Genomic DNA, 17,829 nt, shown 5'->3' with positions numbered 1-17,829 from the left:
TACCCCAACGCACCCCCTCCAGAGGACTTGCGCCCATGCTCCACCGCTTCCGTACCGCCTTGATCGTCCTGTGCACCCTCGCCCTTGTTGCCTGCAGCGACGGCATCGTCAAGCGTGTTTCGGAACCGGCGGCCAGCCTGCAGCAGCTGACCGTGCGTGCCGACGGCAACTGGACCGTGGCCCTGCGCCTGCAGAACTTCAGCTCGATGCCGATGACCTTCGATGATGTCTCACTGGCGCTGACCGTCGGCGACAGCGATGCCGGCACCCTGCAGGTCAAGCCCGGCATCTCCATCGGCGGCACCTCCGCCGACGTCATCAATGTCGACCTCGTGCCCAGCTCGACCGCGCGCCTGGTGGTGGCCGACGCGCTGGCCAGCAACCGCACCCTGGCCTACGCCCTGAAGGGAACGGTGGCGGCCACGCCGCAGGAAAAGAAGCAGCGCAGCTTCGACATCAGCAGCCGCAGCACCCTCAACCAGGCCCCCGGCCTGCCCGGCGTGCTGCGCTGAACCCGCCTTTCGTCGCGGCGCCCGGCGCCGCTCCCCTCTGCCCTGATCAAATCGAGACGTACCGATGAGCAGCTACACCGCCCCGCTTTCCGACCTCCGTTTCGCCCTGCACGACGTGCTCAAGGTCGAACCCCTGTTCGCCCGCCTGGGCTTCACCGACGCCACCGCCGACGTGGTCGATGCCGTGCTGGAGGAAGCCGGCCGCTTCAGCGCCACCGTGCTGGCCCCGCTCAACAGCGTCGGCGACGAGATCGGCTGCGTACTCGACCAGGCCACCGGTGAAGTGACCACCCCGCCCGGCTTCAAGCAGGCCTACGACCAGTTCGTCGATGGCGGCTGGACCGGCCTGACCGCCTCGCCGGAGCTGGGCGGCCAGGGCCTGCCGCACACCCTGGGGGTGCCGCTCAACGAAATGATCAACGCCGCCAACCTGGCGTGGGGCAACTTCCCGCTGCTCTCGCACGGCGCCATTGAAGCGCTGAAGCAGCACGGCGAGGCGTGGCAGCACGACGCCTTCCTCAAGCCGCTGATCGAAGGCCGCTGGACCGGCACGATGTGCCTGACCGAGCCGCACTGCGGCACCGACCTGGGCCTGCTCAAGACCAAGGCCGAGCCGAACGCCGACGGCAGCTACTCGATCACCGGCACCAAGATCTTCATCACCGCCGGGGAGCACGACCTGACCGGGAACATCGTGCACCTGGTGCTGGCCAAGCTGCCCGACGCCCCTTCGGGCGCCAAGGGCATCTCGCTGTTCGTCACCCCGAAGTTCAAGGTCGACCGCGATGGCAACGTCGGCGAGCGCAATGCACTGCGCTGTGGCTCGATCGAACACAAGATGGGCATCAAGGGGTCGGTCACCTGCGTGATGAACTTCGATGGTGCGCAGGGTTACCTGGTCGGCCAGCCGCACAAGGGCCTGCAGGCCATGTTCACCATGATGAACACCGCGCGCCTGGGTGTCGGCCTGCAGGGCATCGGCCTGTCCGAGCGCGCCTACCAGAACGCACTGAAGTACAGCCGTGAGCGCCTGCAGTCGCGCGCCCTGAGCGGCGCCAGGTTCCCGGAGAAGCCGGCCGACCCGATCCTGGTCCACCCGGACGTGCGTCGCATGCTGCTGACCGTGAAGTCGCTGGTCGAAGGCAGCCGCCTGCTGGCGCTGCATGCCGCCACCCTGATCGACATCGCCCACCACGCCCAGGATGCCGCCGAGCGCGAGCGCGCCGACACCCTGGTGAGCTTCCTGACCCCGATCTCCAAGGCCTGCCAGACCGAATGGGGCATCGAGAACACCTACAACGCCCTGCAGTGCTTCGGTGGCCACGGCTACATCCGCGAGCACGGCATGGAGCAGCTGGCCCGCGATGCACGCATCACCACGCTGTATGAAGGCACCACCGGCATCCAGGCGCTGGACCTGATCGGCCGCAAGACCGCATCCAGCCAGGGCGCCGGCCTGAAGCTGATGCTGGCCGAGATCGAAGCCTTCGCCAAGGAACACGAGGGCAACGAAGCGCTGGCCGAGTTCATCGGCCCGCTGCGCGCCAAGGCCGCCGAATGGGGCAAGCTGACGATGGACGTGCTGCAGCGCGCGGCCGCCAATCCCGACGAACTGGGCGCGGCCAGCTACGACTACCTGTTCTATTCGGGTTACGTGGTGCTGGCCTACTGGTGGGCCCGCAGCGTGGCCGCCGCCGATGCCAGCGCGCACGGCGCCGCCTTCGCCCAGGGCAAGCGCGAGACCGCACGGTTCTACTTCGCCCGCGTGCTGCCGCGCACCCTCAGCCACGCCGCCGCGATCCAGGCCGGTGCCGCGCCGCTGATGGCCATGGACGACGAGCGCTTCGGCGCCTGAGCCGGGCTTCGCCCGGCACCCGCGGTAGTGCCGGCCGCTGGCCGGCAACCGCAATAGCAACAGCTGGATCCCGGTGGATGGCGGGGCGGTGTGGGCTGGCAGGACACGCCGTAAACCCCGCTCCGCGGTCCGGCCCAGCCGCTGGCGACTGTGCGGTCGGGCGCTTGCGAAGCAGTGCTTCGCAAGCAAAGCGCCCTCACCCCTGGGGGCTCGATGGCGCCCTCCATGGCGCCAACGGTCCTGCCAACCCACACCGCCCCGCCTCTGACAGTTCCCCGCGATCTGCGTAGATCCACGCCACGCGTGGATGGAAACCACCGAAATCCATCTGGGGAAAAGCCCCCCTTTGTTAAGGGGGGCGCACCGACAGGTGCGGGGGATAGGAGGAATGCGCGGACCTGAATCATTGCGATTTGGGTTTCGCCCTCCGGGCGATACCCAAATCGCAATGATTCAGGTATAAGCTGTTCTCCCGATGGAGACAGACACTACACGCTTGGGTCTGATCGAAGCCGGAGCTCTGTTTTCTGCTCCGGGCGCCGAAGCATCGCCCAACGCCACGACGCTGCATCGCCCCGGTTCGGTCCGGCTGCTCTCGCTTGATGCCCACGGACGCGTACTGGACTGGATCACCTGGCAGGATGCGGCTTGCCTCTACGCCCGCGAGGCGGTGGCCTGGACGCTCGGCGACCCCTGCCTGCACATCCACGGCGGCACCAACCGTTTCAGCGGCCTGCAGAGCGGCATGGACCTGCACCCGATCATCGCCGCCCGCGGCCACGCCCGCTCCCGTGCGATCGACCCGACGCCGAACCTGACCAACCAGGCCCTTTTCGCCCGCGACGCCCATCTGTGCATGTACTGCGGCCAGCAGTTCAGCCGCCCCACGCTCACCCGCGACCACGTCATGCCGCTGTCCAAGGGCGGCCTGGACTGCTGGGAAAACGTGGTCACCGCCTGCTTCCACTGCAATTCGCGCAAGAGCGACCGCACCCCGCAGCAGGCCGGCATGCCCCTGCTGGCAGTGCCCTACCGGCCCAGCTGGATCGAGCACCTGATCCTGTCCAACCGCAACATCCTGGCCGACCAGATGGCCTTCCTGAAGGCGCAATTGCCCAAGCGCTCGAAACTGAGCACCTGAACGCCTGAAAATGCAACCCTCACCGTCCTGTCACGGACGGCGGCGTTTGCTTGCCCCACCCCCGTTTGAGGGCGAAAATGGGCGTTCAGAAAAAGTGCGAACATGATGATCGACTCTGCCCGCTATCCCCGCCTCGCGCGCATCCAGACGCCGGATGACCTGCGCACGTTCGACGAATCCGAATTGAGGGCGGTTGCCGACGAACTGCGCGCCTACCTCATTGAATCGGTGGGCAAGAGTGGCGGCCACTTCGCCGCCGGCCTGGGCGTGATCGAGCTCACCGTGGCCCTGCACTACCTGTACCAGACACCGCACGACCAGCTGGTCTGGGACGTCGGCCATCAGACTTACCCGCACAAGATCCTGACCGGCCGCCGCGACGAGATCCACACCGTCAAGCAGAAGGACGGCATCGCGCCGTTCCCGAAGCGCGAGGAAAGCGAGTACGACACTTTTGGTGTCGGCCACTCCTCGACCTCGATCTCGGCCGCACTGGGCATGGCCATCGCCCGCCAGTCCGAAGGCGACGACCGCAAGATCGTGGCGGTGATCGGTGACGGCGCGATGACCGCCGGCATGGCGTTCGAAGCGCTGATGCACGCTGGCGGCATGGAGCCGGAGCCGAACCTGCTGGTGATCCTCAACGACAACAACATGTCGATCTCCGAGGCCGTGGGCGGCCTGACCAAGATGCTGGGCCGCGCCACCGGCAGCCGCACGCTCAACGCGCTGCGCGAAGGCGGCAAGAAGATTCTCGGTGACAAGAAGAACAATCCGGCACGCTTCGTGAAACGCTGGGAAGAGCACTGGAAGGGCATGTTCGTGCCTTCCACGATGTTTGAGGAAATGGGCTTCCACTACACCGGCCCGATCGACGGCCACGACATGCCCGCCCTGCTGTCCACGCTGAAGACGCTGCGCGCCTCCAAGGGCCCGAAGCTGCTGCATGTGATGACCACCAAGGGCAAGGGTTACGAGCCGGCCGAGGGCGACCAGATCGGTTACCACGCCGTGGGCCCGTTCGATCCGGACAAGGGCCTGGTGGCCAAGGCCGGTGCCAAGAAGCCGACCTACACCGATGTATTCAGCGACTGGCTGTGCGATGCCGCCGCCGCCGAGCCGCGCCTGTACGGCATCACCCCGGCGATGCGCGAAGGCTCCGGCCTGGTGCGTTTCAGCAAGGAATACCCGCAGCGCTATTTCGACGTGGCGATTGCCGAACAGCATGCGGTCACCCTCGCCGCCGGCATGGCCACACAGGGTGGCAAGCCGGTGGTGGCGATCTACTCGACCTTCCTGCAGCGCGCGTACGACCAGTTGGTACATGACGTGGCCATCCAGGACCTGGACGTGCTGTTCGCGATCGACCGCGCCGGCGTGGTCGGCCCGGACGGTGCGACCCACGCCGGCAACCTCGACCTGAGCTTCCTGCGCTGCGTGCCGAACCTGGTGGTGATGGCACCGTCCAACGAAGCCGAGTGCCGGCAGATGCTAAGCACCGGCCTGCAGCACCCGGGCCCGGCCGCCGTGCGCTACCCGCGCGGCACCGGCACCGGCGTTGCAGCCGGCACCGACCTGTCGACCCTGCCGATCGGCAAGGGCGAACTGCGCCTGCAGGGCAGCCGCATTGCCCTGCTCGCCTTCGGCAGCACCGTGGCCGCCGCCGAGCAGGTCGGCCGCGAACTGGGCCTGAGCGTGGTCAACATGCGTTTCATCAAGCCGCTGGACCGCGAGCTGGTGCTGGCTGTCGCCGCCCAGCACGAGGGCCTGGTGACGATCGAAGACAACGTGGTGGCCGGTGGCGCCGGCTCCGGTGTTGGTGAACTGCTCAATGCCGAAGGCGTGCTGCGGCCGATCCTGCACCTGGGCCTGCCCGACAGCTACCAGCACCATGCCAGCCGCGAAGACCTGCTGGCCGAAGCCGGCATCGACGCGGCCGGCATCCGCGCCGCTGTGCTCAAGCGCTGGCCGCAGCTCGCCGCAGGTACCCCGCCGCTCAGCGCGGCAGGCTGAGGCCGATCACCACCCGGTAGATCCACACAGGGCGCAATGGGTGCGGACAGCGTCCGCACCCTCCAGGCTCGAAACGCGTAGATCCACGCCATGCGTGGATGATGGAATTCCGGGTGCCTGCCTTGGCAGGCACCCGCGCTCAGCCGTAACTGACCGCTTCGACGAATGCGCCGCTGGCTTCCACGCGCACGGCCGCACGCTGACCGGTGTCGACAAAGTGCAGGCGGGCCAGGGTCTCGGCGAAGTCGTAGGCGCGGGCGCCATCGCGGAACTCGATCGGCTCCGGCCGGTCCGGATGCAGCACGCGCCACTGGCGCTGTTCGCATTGCAGGCGGATCAACATGCAGCTCACTCCTTGAGGCAGCGTATCGATGGCGGCGGGATGCCCATGCCGGTTATGGCACACGGCACCGCTGGAATTCAGGGCACGCAACGTGCCCTGATCGCAGACAATACGGCGTTCAAAATGTGAGCTGTATCAGATTATTCTGATTTTCATGGGCTGAACCCGTAAAGCTCAGTTCACCTGGAACTGCGCCCGGCAGCCATCACTCACCCAGATGCCGCGGCGATCCCAGCCCCAGCTCTGGCCTTCGATGCAGGCGCTGCGTGAGTCCTGGCGGATCAGGCGCACACCCCGGCGGATGCGCGCATCGCAGTACTCCTGCCGATGTCCATTGGAATGGCAGGTGACCACATCGCCGCCGCCCCATCCGTTGCCATTGCCATTGCCCCAGCCGCCACCATTGCCACCCCAGCCGCCACCGCGGCGGTATTCACCGACGAATTCGGCACGGCACCCCTGTGTGACCCAGACGCCGTTGCGCGACTGGCCCCAGGTCTCACCTTCCACACAGGGCGAACCGGACAACTGGCGGATCAACCGCGCGCGGCCGTCCAGGCGGCACTCATTGCTGCGATTCTTGACCGACTCGCAGCGCACGATGCCACTGCCATCGCGGCCACCATAGCGGTCGTCGTCATAGCCGTAGCCATAGCTCTGCGCCTGGGCGCCGCCGGCCGCCGCCAGCATCGGCAACAGGGTGCAGGCCAGGGTGCGCCAAGTGAGTGCCTTGCCCATCGAGATCTCCAGATGAATACGATGGCGCAAGCATCCGGGATTCACGGCCCGGCGCACAGAGGGGAGCGCAACGGCAGTTTTTCCCCATTCAAACAACGCAACCGGACCTGACTGCGTCACAGTTGCTGGCGTCACTCTCCGACGTGAAGCGCGTCTACCGTATTGCCAAGCGCCGCGACCCGCACCGTGCTGCGCTGGCCGGTGCGGCGGTGATGCTCCAGGGCCAGCGCGGCGGCGGCGTCAAAGGCGTCGGCGCCACGTGCGTAGCGGGTGGCCTCGCGTGCCTGCGGGTGCAGTACGGACCAGCGCTGGGCAGTGCATTGGACGGTGATGACCATGGGGAGGCTCCTGCGGATAGAGGGTGCGGTGGCAGGCAGACGTGCCGCTCGCCGTTACACCATCAGGCTAGCGACCGCCTCCGGGATGGCCTATCAGATTTGTACGAAAAGTCCGCGCCAGTGCGTCAGAGCCCCACCCTCATCACATCCCTGAGTCCGTTTAGCTCGTTCATTCCGTGATCCTTGTCACGGAGTCAGCTGGGCTTCACACTACCATCATCAACAGGGGCCCCTTCCACATGCGCACCTTCTTCTCGCACCAGCGTTCGACGTTGCTGAAGTTCTATTTCGTGGCCAGCTATCTGATTCTGATCGAAGAGTTGGTCCGCGCCGCCGTGCATTGAGCGCTTGCTGACGGGCTATTTGCGACAGAAAATGTTGCTTTACGCACGGAGCTCGCGCATGAAGGTGCTTCTTCTGATTCCAGCGCTGCTGGTTCTGGCCGCATGCGCGAGCCCGGACAATGCAGCCCCGCGTGCCGACGGCAAGCCTTCGACCACCATGCCCAAGGTAGGCGGCGATCGCGACGCGCACGGCTGCATCGGCTCGGCCGGCTACCAGTGGTGCGAACACAGCCAGCGCTGCGAGCGGCCCTGGGAGCTGGCACAGGCACACGGCCTGGCCAACAGCGCCGAGGCCATCGACGCGTACTGCGCCACGCCCGCCAGCCCGGCGCGCAAGTGAGCACGACCCGTCATGGCTGAGCTGAGTCCCCTGCCCGACCTCGCCCGTGGCCGGTATCGCCACTTCAAGGGCGGCGAATACGAAGTGATCGACATCGTCCGCAGCAGCGAGACGCTGGAACCATTGGTGCTGTACCGCGCACTCTACGGCGAAGGTGGCCTGTGGGTACGCCCCTACCCGATGTTCGTCGAGCAGGTCCCAGGCAAACACGGCCCGCAGGCGCGTTTCGCACGCATCGACGATTGATCCGGCTCCCACCGGGCGGTGGCCGATGGTCGCGCCGGTGACGCGATCCGGCTGCGCTACAATCATACCGTCCAGTCGGTTTCTTCCCATCATGTCCCCGCCCCCTCCCCGCTCGCGGCGCAAAGCGCCCGACAGCGTGCGCCAGTCATTGCTGCACGCCACCATCGCCGTGATTGGCCAGAACGGGCTGGCGGCACTGACCGTGCAGGATGTCGCGCGCGTGGCCGGGGTCAGCAAGGGCGCGTTGTTCCACCATTTCAGCAGCAAGCAGGCGCTGGTCGATGAAGCCATCGGCGCACTCATCGGCGAATTCGAGGCGCGTGTGCGCACGCTCCTGCAGGACGGCACGCCCGGCCACGGCTGCTTCAGCCGCGCCTATGTGCGGGCCAACTTCGAGCACCTGCTGCAGCAGGAACAGGACAACGACGTCGGCCTGACCCTGGGCAACCTGATGGAGCCGGCCCTGCTGGCGCACTGGCGCGACTGGAAGCGCGCGATGCTGGCCGAGTTCCCCGGCGAGGCGGGCGATCCGCGCCTGTACGCGGCACGCTGCGCGGCCGATGGCTATTGGGCCACCGCCTATGGTCGGCCGCTGGACGAAGCAGAGCGCCTCAATGCGCTGGCGATGGCCGAGCAGGCCCTCAAGCTGTGCGACCCGCAGTGACCCGGAGCCCGCGATGAACCCCTATATCTACCTGGCCGCCGCCATCGTGCTGGAAGTGATTGCCACGTCGCTGCTGAAGGCCTCGGACGGCATGAGCCGGCTGTGGCCGACACTGGGCGCGCTGGTCGGCTACGGGCTGTGCTTCTACCTGCTGTCGGTCACCATGAAGTCGGTGCCGACCGGCATCGCCTATGCGATCTGGTCCGGCGTCGGCATCGTGCTGATCTCGCTGATCGGCCTGGTGGTGTTCAAGCAGCGGCTGGATGCAGCTGCGCTGGCCGGCATCGCGCTGATCTGCGCCGGCGTGCTGGTGATCAACCTGTTCTCGCGCAGCAGCGCGCACTGAACACGCTGCTGCGCGACAGGTGCTAGCTGACCTTCTTCGCCACGCTCATGCCGATCAGGAACAGCACCACGGCAATGATGATGCCGGCCCAGAACAGGAACTTGGCGATGCCCACAGCGGCACCGGCGATGCCGCCGAAGCCCAGCACGCCGGCGATGATGCCGATGATGGCGAAAATGATGGCCCACTTGATCATGTCAGTCCTTACCCCGCGGGGAACGCAAACGGTGTGATCAGGCTAGGCCGCAGCCGATGCGGCAGTCGTGAAAAGGCCGCGTGTGCGGCGTGAATCAGCGCGGCCGGAAGCGCAGCAGCGCCACCGCGAAGGCCAGGAACACGCTTCCCACCAGCCGGTCGAACCAGCGCCGTGCGAATGGCTTTGCAAGCCAACGACGCAGGCCGTGGCCACCGGCGGCGTACATCACGTACCAGAACAGTTCGCAGGCCGCGAAGGTCGCCACCAGCACGCTGTACTGCACGGCCTGGCTACGCGACGGATCAACGAACTGCGGCAGGAACGCCGCGGCGAACAACAACAGCTTGGGGTTGCTCAGGCCAACCCACAGGCCGCCACGGAATACCGTCGCTGCGCCATGTACCGGCGCCAGTGTGACCTCTGCAGCATCGGCCACCGCGGGTGCCGGGCGGCAGCTGTCACGCCACGCCTTGATGCCAAGCCAGGCCAGGTAGGCCACACCGAGATAGCGCAGCACTTCGAACAGCATCGGCGAGGAGTGCAGCAACGCGCTCAGGCCCGCAGCGGATGCGGCCAGCACCAGCAGCATCGCCAGCAGGCAGCCGGCCATGGCCGGCACGCTGCCACGGAACCCCAGCCCGACGCTGCGCCCGAGGATGTGCAGCATGTTCGGCCCGGGCGTCCCGCACAGCACGAAGACCGTGGCCAGGAACCACCACCAGGTATGCAGGGCCATTGCCGGTTTCCACTTCAGAAGACGGCACCAGCATAGGGCACCCATGCAGGACGCGGCACATACAGCGGGCGGTGGATGCGACGGTTACAGATGCCGGCGCCCGTGCACGGCAGCGCCACTGCCATCTGTGCTGCAATGGCCGTCTCTGGCTTGGAGCAGTGCATGAAGACCCTTGGCCTGATCGGCGGCATGAGCTGGGAAAGCTCGGCGCAGTACTACCGGCTCATCAACGAGGCGGTGCGGCATCGCCTCGGTGGCGCGCATTCGGCGCAACTGCTGCTGTGGTCGGTGGATTTCGCCGGCATCAAGCAGCTGCAGCACGACGGCCAATGGGATCTGCTGGGCAACCACATGCTCGATGCTGCACGGCGGCTGCAGGCCGGTGGCGCCGAGCTGCTGGTGATCTGCACCAACACCATGCACACGCTGGCCGGCCGGATCGAAGCCGGATGCCCGCTGCCCCTGCTGCATATCGCGGACCCGACCGCCGCGGCGATCCTGCAGGCCGGCATCCGCAAGGTGGGACTGCTCGGCACCGCCTTCACCATGGAGCAGGCGTTCTACCGCGACCGGCTGCAGGACCGCTTCGGGCTGGAGGTACTGGTTCCGGAGGCCGATGATCGCCGCAGCGTGCACGACATCATCTACCAGGAGCTGATCTGCGGCGTGGTCAGCGAGCATTCGCGGCAGGCATACGCCGGCGTGATCGCGCGCCTGGTTGCACGCGGCGCCGAAGCGATCATCCTCGGCTGTACCGAAATCATGTTGCTGGTCCGCGCCGAGGACAGCCCGGTGCCGCTGTTCGACACCACCACCCTGCACGCCCTGGCGGCGGTGGATGCGGCACTGGCCTGACCCTGCGCGCTGTCAGTCTTCGCCCTGCACTTCCAGTGCGGTGATCAACCAGTCGACCACGGCCTGCGAATCACACAGGAAGAAGATGGCATCGCCCGAACGCGCCTCAGTCAGCAGCCGATAGACGGTAATCGCCACTGCCGACTGGTTGGCGATGAACACCTCCGGGCTGCGCGGTCCCTCGCTGTGGCCGGCCACGGCATGCAGCGCCTTGCGCGCAGCCACGGTGGCGGGCGGGTCCGCGCTGCGGGCCAGTTCCGGCCCGCGCAGGCCCCACGCAATGAACACATGCTTGCCCTTGAACGTGGTGTCCAGGACACGCACCTGCCCGGCCTCTGCGCCAGCCGAGCGATGAATGACGGTACTGCTGATCAACGCAACCCCCTGTGGTCGTCGTGGTCCGCGCATCCTCCTCCACACGCCGGCTGCACGCCAGTGACGGCAGCCACAGGCTGGGCCGGCAAGCGTGGGAGAGATGTAAGAAGGTGTAAGCCGATGCGATCGGATGTGCCGCGATGATAAGGGATGTAAGGCTCTGCATGGGCCGGTGCACACTACTAAATCCCCACTGAGCCAACGCCGGAACGATCCGTTCCGAGGGCCCCGGGCTGGTCCATTCTTGCGGCCCGTTCCCCTGCCGAGGCCCCCCATGACCCATCGCCTGCTGCTGCCGATTGCCCTCCCCACCCTGGCCCTGCTGCTGGCCGCCACCACGGTGGCCGCCCAGGATTACGACAGCGATCCCATTGCGCCGCTGCGCTGCGAATCGCAGTTCAACAAGACCCAGCAGTGCCCGATCGAAGGCCGCATGCGCCTGGCCAGGCAGCTGTCGGTCACCCGCTGCGTAGAGGACCAGAACTGGGGCCAGAGCCGCCGCATGCTCTGGGTCACCGACGGCTGTCGCGCCGAGTTCGTGGCCGACGGACAGGGACGCGGCCGCTGGCCGGGGCGCGGCCGTGACCGTGACCGCGATGACCATGGCGAGCGCCTGGTCTGCGAGTCCTACGAGCAGAAGGACAAGGAATGCCGCATCCGTGTGCGCCACGAGGTACGCCTGGTCAAGCAGAAGTCGGTGACACCGTGCGTCGAGGATCGCAACTGGGGCTGGGACCGCCGCGGCGTGTGGGTCAGCGACGGCTGCCGTGCCGAGTTCCGTGTGTATTGACTGCCGACCACACGCTGGCTGTGGCGGATGCGCAGACACGGCCGACGCGATCGATAGACTGGGCGCACCCAGCCCAGGAGCCTTCGATGGTGCCGCCCGATCCCTCCTCGACGATGTTGCACATCCGCGAGGCAATGCCCGCCGACGTTTCCGCGTTGATCGCGCTCGACAGCGTTGCGGTCCACGATCCGCAACGCGCACGGCAGATCAGCGACTGGCAGGCCAATGGTGGCATGCACGTGGCCGAATGGGCCGGCCAGCTGGCCGGTTACCTGGCCATCCACCATCACTTCTTCGGCGAAGCCTTCGTCGAGATGCTGATGGTGGCGCGCGAACAACGCAGCCAGGGCGTCGGCGCCGCCCTGCTGCGCCATGCCATCGCGCTGCACGGCCACGGCAGGCTGTTCACTTCGACCAATGCTTCCAATACCGGCATGCAACGCCTGCTCGCCGCTTCGGGTTTCATCGACAGCGGCATCGTGCACGGATTGGACGAAGGCGATCCGGAACTGATCTACCGCTTTGCCGGCAGCTGATCGAGATACGTGGTCACCTTTGCATCCAGCAGGTCCATCAACAGCGGATCCATGCAGCGATAGTCGTCGGGGATATCCAGGCAATGCAGGCGCTTGTGTTCCAGCAGGCGCGCATAGGCGGCCTGCAGGCGATGCTGGTGCTTGGCCTCCATCACGAAGATGACATCGGCCCAGCGGATATCCGCCGGGCCGATGGGGCGTCGTGCATGCGGGCTGGTGCCGGCCGACAGCGCAGCGAAGCCGGGTCGCCGTCGCCACATGGCTTCGGCGGTCGGGCTGCGCAGCTGGTTGCGGCTGCAGACGAACAGCAGGTTGATCATTCCTGTTCCTGCAGTTGGCGGGCGCTGAGGACCGGATAGGTGAAGCCCAGCTGGCGTGCGCGCGCGAGCTTGGCATCGCGCGTATACAGCAGCTTCCAGTTCTTCTCGGGCTTGTAGCTGTAGGCGGTCGTGGCGCGGTCGCCACCACGGTTGCGAGCCTGGCTGCGACGCCAGGCACGGCTTCTTGCAGAATCCATGATGTGTTCTCGTGAGTACCGGGTTCAGCAGCCGCGGTAGTACGAGTGGCGCGCAGCATACACCGCACGCACAAAAAAGCCCACGCATCGCTGCGCGGGCTTCTTGATTCATCACAGTGGTCGGGACGGCCGGATTCGAACCGACGACCCTCTGCCCCCCAGGCAGATGCGCTACCAGGCTGCGCTACGCCCCGACTGATGCTGCGATGTGCCCGCCACTGCGGCGGGCCGTGAAGTATAGCGGATTACGATGGAAATGGGATCAGCGGCGCAGCAACTGCAGCACTTCTTCCAGCTCCATGCGCACCTGCTTGATGATCTGGTTGCTCAGCGCCGATTCCTCGCGGGCATCGGGGCCGTCCAGACGCAGGCGTGCACCACCGATCGTGTAGCCCTGTTCGTACAGCAGGCTGCGGATCTGCCGCACCATCAGCACGTCGTGGCGCTGGTAGTAGCGGCGGTTGCCTCGGCGCTTGGCCGGCTCAAGGCTGGGAAACTCGGTTTCCCAGTAGCGCAGGACATGCGGCTTGACGTCGCACAGCTCGCTGACTTCACCGATGGTGAAGTAGCGCTTGGCCGGGATCGGCGGTAGTTCGCGGTTACTGCCCGGATCCAGCATAAGCTTCCACCCTCTCCTTGAGCTTCTGGCCCGGACGGAAGGTGACCACCGTACGGGCGGAAATCGGAATTTCCTCGCCGGTCTTGGGGTTGCGACCCGGGCGCTGGTTCTTGCGCCGCAGATCGAAATTGCCGAAGCCCGACAGCTTCACCTGACGTCCCTGTTCCAATGCTTCACGCAGCACATCGAAAAACGCGTCGACGAATTCCTTGGCTTCCCGCTTGTTCAGACCGACTTCGTCGAACAGCTTTTCCGCCATCTCCGCCTTGGTCAATGCCATTGCCTGCTACCCCCGAGTGCTGCCCGCTCAGCCGCGGATCCGGGCGTGGTGTTCACGCTCGATGGCAGTGACCGCCTCGGCCACCACCGCATCCACGTCGCGGTCCGTCAGAGTGCGCGACTTGTCCTGCAAAATCAAGCCCATAGCGAGACTCTTGAATCCCGGCTCGACGCCCTGGCCGACGTAACGGTCGAACAGGTTCAGGTCGCGCAGCAGCGGGCCGGCGGCCTGGCGGACGGTGGCCGCCAGATCGGCCCAGGCCACCTGTTCAGGCACCAGGAACGCCAGGTCGCGACGCACCGCCGGGAAGCGCGACAGCTCGCCGGCGCGCGGCAGTCGGCGGGCCGTCAGCGGCTCCAGGTCCAGCTCGAAGGCGTAGACGTCGGCTTCGATATCCATCGCCCGGGTCAGTCGCGGGTGGATCTGGCCGATCCAGCCGATCGCCACGCCATCGCGGTACACCTCGGCCGAACGCGCCGGGTGACCGTAGGCGCGGACGGACGGGCGGAACTCCAGCTGCGCGCCACTGGCGGCCGCCAGCGACTCCAGGTCGCCCTTCAGGTCATGGAAGTCGACCTTGCGGGTCGGCAGGCCCCACTGCACCGCCTGCGCCTCACCGCAGACCGCAGCGGCCACGCGCGGGGTTTCCAGCGGTGCCGGCTGGCCGTCTCCGGCCTGCTGGGCGAACACGCGGCCGAGCTCGAACAGGCGCACACGGCCCAACTGGCGGGCGGCGTTGCGGCCCAACGTGGCGACCAGGCCCGGCAGCAGCGACGGGCGCATCACCGCCAGTTCGGCCGACAGCGGGTTGGCCAGCGGCACCAGGCCGTCGCGCAGCTGCCACTGGGTCAGCAGCGCGTCGTCGACGAAGGCGAAATTGACGGTTTCCTGCTGGTCACGGGCGATCAGCTGGCGGCGCACGCTCAGCGCGTCCAGCTGGGTCTCGCTCGGCATCGCCACGCGCGAGGCACCGCCCGGCAGCGTGGTCGGGATCTGCTCGTAACCGTGGATGCGGGCCAGCTCTTCGATCAGGTCTTCTTCGATGGCGATGTCGAAGCGGCGGCTCGGCGCGACCACCTGCCAGCCGTCGGCGGCGGCGACCACGTCCATGCCCAGCGCGCGCAGGATGCGCTCGACTTCCGCATCGTCGATGGTGATGCCGAGCACGCGGGTGATGCGGGCGCGGCGCAGCACGATGGTCGCTGGCTGCGGCAGATCGGCTTCACGCACGGCCTCGGTGACCGGTGCCGGGGTACCGCCGGCCAGGTCCAGCACCAGGCGGGTGGCGTACTCGATCGCGGTGCGCGGCAGCGCCGGATCGACGCCGCGCTCGAAGCGATGGCCGGCATCGGTGTGCAGGCCAAGCTTGCGGCCACGACCCATGATCGCGGCCGGCGCGAAGTGCGCGGCTTCCAGGAACACGGCGGTGGTCGCGTCGGTGACGCGGGTGTCGAAGCCGCCCATCAGGCCGGCCAGGCCGACCGCGCGGTCAGCGTCGGTGACCACCAGGAAGCTGTCGTCCAGCGCAGCATCGCGGCCGTCCAGCAGCTTCAGCGTCTCGCCCGCGCGCGAACGCCGCACGGCGATGCTGCCCTGCAGGGTGCCCAGGTCGTAGGCGTGCATCGGCTGGCCCAGCTCCAGCATCACATACTGGGTGATGTCGACCAGCAGCGAGACCGGACGCACGCCACTGCGGCGCAGGCGCTCGGCCATCCACAACGGGGTCTTGGCGGCAGCATTGACGCCTTCGATGACACGGCCCAGGTAACGCGGCGCTTCGGCGCCGGCGTCGAGCTGGATGCTCAGCTCACGGCTGCCGACTGCCGGAATGGCGTCGGCAGCGAAGTCCAGCACTTCACTGCGGGTGGCGGCGGCGACGTCGTAGGCGATGCCGCGCAGGCTGAAGCAGTCGGCGCGGTTCGGGGTCAGCTTGATCTCGATGCTGGCATCCGGCAGGCCCAGGTACTCGACCAGGGTCTGGCCGACCGGTGCGTCGTCGGGCAGTTCCAGCAGGCCGGAAGCATCGTTGTCCAGGCCCAGTTCCTTGGCCGAGCACAGCATGCCGTTGGACTCGACGCCACGCAGCTTGGCCGGCTTGATCTTCAGCTCGCCGATCTGCGCACCGACCATCGCCAGCGGCGCGACCAGGCCCGGGCGCGCGTTCGGGGCGCCGCACACGATCTGCAGCAGTTCGCCCTGCCCGGCATCAACCCTGCACACCTGCAGGCGATCCGCTTCCGGATGGCGCACCGCGTCGACGATGCGTGCCACGACCACGTGGTCGAGGCCTTCGCCCAGCGCGGTCACGTCTTCCACTTCCAGGCCGATGGCGGTCAGCACTGCACTCAGTTCATCGCGCGAAGCGCCGGTCGGGACGTGGCTGCGCAGCCAGTTTTCGGAGAATTTCATGGTGTCATCCTGGTGGGCCCGGCGCATGCGCCTGGGCCTGCGAATTTGGGAGCAGCCGAGCATGGCTCGGCCCTACACGGTTGCGGCTTACGCGAACTGTTTCAGGAACCGCACGTCGTTCTCGAAGAACGCACGCAGGTCGTTGACGCCGTAGCGCAGCATTGCAAAGCGCTCCACGCCCATGCCGAAGGCGAAGCCGGTGTAGCGCTCCGGATCGATGCCGACGTTGCGCAGCACGTTCGGATGGACCATGCCGCAGCCCAGCACTTCCAGCCAGCGGGTGCTGCCATCGGGCTGCTGCCAGGCGATGTCCACTTCCGCGCCCGGCTCAACGAACGGGAAATAGCTGGGGCGGAAGCGCATTTCGAAATCGCGCTCGAAGAAGGCGCGCACGAACTCGGCCAGCGTGCCCTTCAGGTCGGCGAAGGTCGAATGCTCGTCCACCAGCAGGCCTTCCACCTGATGGAACATCGGCGAATGGGTCTGGTCGCTGTCGCTGCGGTACACCTTGCCGGCGGCGATCATGCGCAGCGGCGGCGCGTGGTCACCCATGTAGCGCACCTGCACGCCGGAGGTGTGCGTGCGCAGCAGGCGGCCGTCGCCGAAGTAGAAGGTGTCGTGCATGGCGCGCGCCGGATGGTGCGGCGGGAAGTTCAGCGCCTCGAAGTTGTGCCAGTCGTCCTCGATCTCCGGCCCTTCCGACAGCTCGTAGCCCAGCCGGCCGAAGATGCCAGTGATGCGCTCCAGGGTGCGGGTGATCGGATGCAGGCCGGCGCGGTCGCCGTTGCGACCCGGCAGGGTGATGTCGATGGCTTCGGCGGCCAGGCGTGCATCCAGTGCCGCATCTTCCAGCAGCGCCTTGCGCTCGCCGAGCGCGCGGGTCAGCGCGTCGCGGGCCTGGTTGATCGCTTCACCGGCGGCCTTGCGCTCGTCGGCCGGCAGGGCGCCGAGCTGCTTGAGCTGCGAGGTGATGCTGCCACTCTTGCCAAGCAGGGCCACGCGCAGCTGTTCCAGCACGTCGGGGCTCTGTGCGGCGGCCACATCGGCCAGCGCCTGGGTGGTGAGGGATTGGATGTCGCTCATGGGGGGCCGGAACTCCAGTCGATCTGCCATCGCGATGCGCGAAGGGCCGACCCCTGTCGCCACCGCCGTCCCCGCGCTGCCGCCATGGCCTCGCCGGGACCCAAAAAAGAATGGGGAAGGACTTGCGCCCTTCCCCATGCATTGCCTTGACCTGACACCGTTCCGGATGAACGGTTACGGCATCGGGAAGGACTTATGCCGCCAGCGCGCCCTTGGCCTTTTCGGCCAGCGCAGCAAAACCGGCTGCGTCGTGCACGGCGATGTCAGCCAGGACCTTGCGGTCCAGGGTGATGCCGGCCTTCAGCAGACCGTTCATGAAGCGGCTGTAGCTCAGGCCGTTGATGCGGGCAGCCGCATTGATACGGGTGATCCACAGCGAACGGAAGTTGCGCTTCTTCTGCTTACGGCCGATGTAGGCGTACTGCTGTGCCTTGATGACCGCCTGCTTGGCGACGCGGAAGACCTTGCGGCGGGCGTTGTAATAGCCCTTGGCGAGATCCAGAATCTTCTTGTGGCGGCGACGCGCCTGTACGCCACGCTTAACTCGTGCCAT

At 67.0% G+C, this 17,829-nt stretch carries 24 protein-coding genes and 1 tRNA gene; 11 read left to right on the top strand and 14 right to left on the bottom strand.

Annotation, left to right across the window (positions count from 1 at the left end; translation table 11 throughout):
* Positions 1 to 35: 35 nt before the first annotated feature.
* The 4 genes from AC5P7A_RS01560 to dxs all read left to right on the top strand — a co-directional run bounded on the left by AC5P7A_RS01560 (position 36) and on the right by dxs (position 5,521).
* Positions 36 to 512 (top strand): LEA/WHy family protein, encoded by a 477-nt coding sequence (locus AC5P7A_RS01560; RefSeq protein ID WP_049442392.1) that lies wholly within the window; start codon positions 36 to 38, stop codon positions 510 to 512.
* Between the two features lie 64 nt (positions 513 to 576).
* Positions 577 to 2,367, top strand: a complete 1,791-nt coding sequence (locus tag AC5P7A_RS01555; RefSeq protein WP_049442391.1) for an acyl-CoA dehydrogenase C-terminal domain-containing protein — start codon at positions 577 to 579, stop codon at positions 2,365 to 2,367.
* A gap of 475 nt (positions 2,368 to 2,842) precedes the next feature.
* Positions 2,843 to 3,508 carry an HNH endonuclease gene (locus tag AC5P7A_RS01550; RefSeq protein ID WP_445391808.1) on the top strand — a complete coding sequence of 222 codons (666 nt, stop codon included), beginning with the start codon at positions 2,843 to 2,845 and terminating at the stop codon, positions 3,506 to 3,508.
* A 105-nt stretch (positions 3,509 to 3,613) separates the two neighbouring features.
* Positions 3,614 to 5,521 carry a 1-deoxy-D-xylulose-5-phosphate synthase gene (dxs, locus tag AC5P7A_RS01545; protein WP_032956193.1) on the top strand — a complete coding sequence of 636 codons (1,908 nt, stop codon included), beginning with the start codon at positions 3,614 to 3,616 and terminating at the stop codon, positions 5,519 to 5,521.
* A gap of 139 nt (positions 5,522 to 5,660) precedes the next feature.
* Here the strand turns inward: dxs and AC5P7A_RS01540 are convergent, their stop codons facing one another.
* The 3 genes from AC5P7A_RS01540 to AC5P7A_RS01530 form a co-directional block, all read right to left on the bottom strand.
* The gene (locus AC5P7A_RS01540; RefSeq protein ID WP_005417823.1) at positions 5,661 to 5,864 is read right to left on the bottom strand and encodes a hypothetical protein; all 204 of its coding nucleotides are present in this window, start codon (positions 5,862 to 5,864) and stop codon (positions 5,661 to 5,663) included.
* 174 nt (positions 5,865 to 6,038) lie between these two features.
* Positions 6,039 to 6,602, bottom strand: a complete 564-nt coding sequence (locus AC5P7A_RS01535) for a DUF3011 domain-containing protein (RefSeq protein WP_032956176.1) — start codon at positions 6,600 to 6,602, stop codon at positions 6,039 to 6,041.
* A 131-nt stretch (positions 6,603 to 6,733) separates the two neighbouring features.
* Entirely contained in the window at positions 6,734 to 6,940 is a 207-nt protein-coding gene (locus AC5P7A_RS01530) for a hypothetical protein (RefSeq protein ID WP_032956178.1), read from the bottom strand.
* A 402-nt stretch (positions 6,941 to 7,342) separates the two neighbouring features.
* Between AC5P7A_RS01530 and AC5P7A_RS01525 the strand changes: the two genes are divergently transcribed.
* From AC5P7A_RS01525 to AC5P7A_RS01510, 4 genes are all read left to right on the top strand, one after another.
* Positions 7,343 to 7,624 carry a hypothetical protein gene (locus tag AC5P7A_RS01525; protein ID WP_014647838.1) on the top strand — a complete coding sequence of 94 codons (282 nt, stop codon included), beginning with the start codon at positions 7,343 to 7,345 and terminating at the stop codon, positions 7,622 to 7,624.
* A 12-nt stretch (positions 7,625 to 7,636) separates the two neighbouring features.
* A complete protein-coding gene (locus AC5P7A_RS01520) occupies positions 7,637 to 7,870 on the top strand; it encodes a DUF1653 domain-containing protein (RefSeq protein ID WP_014647839.1) in 234 nt (77 codons plus the stop codon).
* A gap of 91 nt (positions 7,871 to 7,961) precedes the next feature.
* The gene (locus AC5P7A_RS01515) at positions 7,962 to 8,534 is read left to right on the top strand and encodes a TetR/AcrR family transcriptional regulator (RefSeq protein ID WP_049442390.1); all 573 of its coding nucleotides are present in this window, start codon (positions 7,962 to 7,964) and stop codon (positions 8,532 to 8,534) included.
* A gap of 13 nt (positions 8,535 to 8,547) precedes the next feature.
* Positions 8,548 to 8,880 carry an SMR family transporter gene (locus AC5P7A_RS01510; RefSeq protein ID WP_014647841.1) on the top strand — a complete coding sequence of 111 codons (333 nt, stop codon included), beginning with the start codon at positions 8,548 to 8,550 and terminating at the stop codon, positions 8,878 to 8,880.
* A gap of 22 nt (positions 8,881 to 8,902) precedes the next feature.
* Here the strand turns inward: AC5P7A_RS01510 and AC5P7A_RS01505 are convergent, their stop codons facing one another.
* Both AC5P7A_RS01505 and AC5P7A_RS01500 read right to left on the bottom strand, forming a co-directional pair.
* A complete protein-coding gene (locus AC5P7A_RS01505; protein WP_005417836.1) occupies positions 8,903 to 9,076 on the bottom strand; it encodes a DUF1328 domain-containing protein in 174 nt (57 codons plus the stop codon).
* A 94-nt stretch (positions 9,077 to 9,170) separates the two neighbouring features.
* Positions 9,171 to 9,812, bottom strand: a complete 642-nt coding sequence (locus AC5P7A_RS01500) for a LysE family translocator (RefSeq protein ID WP_032956184.1) — start codon at positions 9,810 to 9,812, stop codon at positions 9,171 to 9,173.
* Positions 9,813 to 9,974: 162 nt separating this feature from the next.
* Between AC5P7A_RS01500 and AC5P7A_RS01495 the strand changes: the two genes are divergently transcribed.
* Complete coding sequence (locus AC5P7A_RS01495; RefSeq protein WP_032956186.1) at positions 9,975 to 10,667, top strand: aspartate/glutamate racemase family protein; 693 nt, start codon at positions 9,975 to 9,977, stop codon at positions 10,665 to 10,667.
* 12 nt (positions 10,668 to 10,679) lie between these two features.
* Here AC5P7A_RS01495 and AC5P7A_RS01490 read toward each other — a convergent pair whose 3' ends face one another.
* Positions 10,680 to 11,075, bottom strand: coding sequence for a hypothetical protein (locus tag AC5P7A_RS01490; protein ID WP_032956187.1), 396 nt, complete (start codon positions 11,073 to 11,075; stop codon positions 10,680 to 10,682).
* Positions 11,076 to 11,316: 241 nt separating this feature from the next.
* On the opposite strand from AC5P7A_RS01490, the gene AC5P7A_RS01485 reads away from it, so the two are divergent.
* Positions 11,317 to 11,832 (top strand): DUF3011 domain-containing protein, encoded by a 516-nt coding sequence (locus tag AC5P7A_RS01485; protein WP_495219826.1) that lies wholly within the window; start codon positions 11,317 to 11,319, stop codon positions 11,830 to 11,832.
* Between the two features lie 86 nt (positions 11,833 to 11,918).
* Positions 11,919 to 12,368, top strand: a complete 450-nt coding sequence (locus AC5P7A_RS01480) for a GNAT family N-acetyltransferase (RefSeq protein WP_049442388.1) — start codon at positions 11,919 to 11,921, stop codon at positions 12,366 to 12,368.
* On the opposite strand, the gene AC5P7A_RS01475 is transcribed toward AC5P7A_RS01480, so the two are convergent.
* The 8 genes from AC5P7A_RS01475 to rplT form a co-directional block, all read right to left on the bottom strand.
* Positions 12,347 to 12,688, bottom strand: a complete 342-nt coding sequence (locus tag AC5P7A_RS01475; RefSeq protein ID WP_049442387.1) for a low molecular weight protein tyrosine phosphatase family protein — start codon at positions 12,686 to 12,688, stop codon at positions 12,347 to 12,349. The genes AC5P7A_RS01480 and AC5P7A_RS01475 overlap by 22 nt on opposite strands.
* A complete protein-coding gene (locus AC5P7A_RS01470; RefSeq protein ID WP_049442386.1) occupies positions 12,685 to 12,885 on the bottom strand; it encodes a hypothetical protein in 201 nt (66 codons plus the stop codon). Before AC5P7A_RS01470 ends, AC5P7A_RS01475 begins: the two co-directional genes overlap by 4 nt.
* 117 nt (positions 12,886 to 13,002) lie before the next feature.
* Positions 13,003 to 13,079 (bottom strand) — tRNA-Pro (locus AC5P7A_RS01465).
* A 68-nt stretch (positions 13,080 to 13,147) separates the two neighbouring features.
* Positions 13,148 to 13,504 (bottom strand): MerR family transcriptional regulator, encoded by a 357-nt coding sequence (locus AC5P7A_RS01460; RefSeq protein WP_005410431.1) that lies wholly within the window; start codon positions 13,502 to 13,504, stop codon positions 13,148 to 13,150.
* Entirely contained in the window at positions 13,485 to 13,784 is a 300-nt protein-coding gene (locus AC5P7A_RS01455; protein ID WP_005410432.1) for an integration host factor subunit alpha, read from the bottom strand. The genes AC5P7A_RS01460 and AC5P7A_RS01455 overlap by 20 nt, the downstream gene beginning before the upstream one ends.
* Positions 13,785 to 13,811: 27 nt before the next feature.
* A complete protein-coding gene (gene pheT, locus AC5P7A_RS01450) occupies positions 13,812 to 16,193 on the bottom strand; it encodes a phenylalanine--tRNA ligase subunit beta (protein ID WP_049442385.1) in 2,382 nt (793 codons plus the stop codon).
* Positions 16,194 to 16,280: 87 nt separating this feature from the next.
* Positions 16,281 to 17,276 carry a phenylalanine--tRNA ligase subunit alpha gene (locus AC5P7A_RS01445; protein ID WP_005417865.1) on the bottom strand — a complete coding sequence of 332 codons (996 nt, stop codon included), beginning with the start codon at positions 17,274 to 17,276 and terminating at the stop codon, positions 16,281 to 16,283.
* A 193-nt stretch (positions 17,277 to 17,469) separates the two neighbouring features.
* Positions 17,470 to 17,829, bottom strand: coding sequence for a 50S ribosomal protein L20 (gene rplT / locus AC5P7A_RS01440; protein ID WP_005410435.1), 360 nt, complete (start codon positions 17,827 to 17,829; stop codon positions 17,470 to 17,472).

The organism is Stenotrophomonas sp. YJH_SMC_65 (assembly GCF_059369475.1).
The sequence above is the reverse complement of the archived record's forward strand: the minus strand, read 5'-3'. Positions and strand labels throughout refer to the sequence as shown.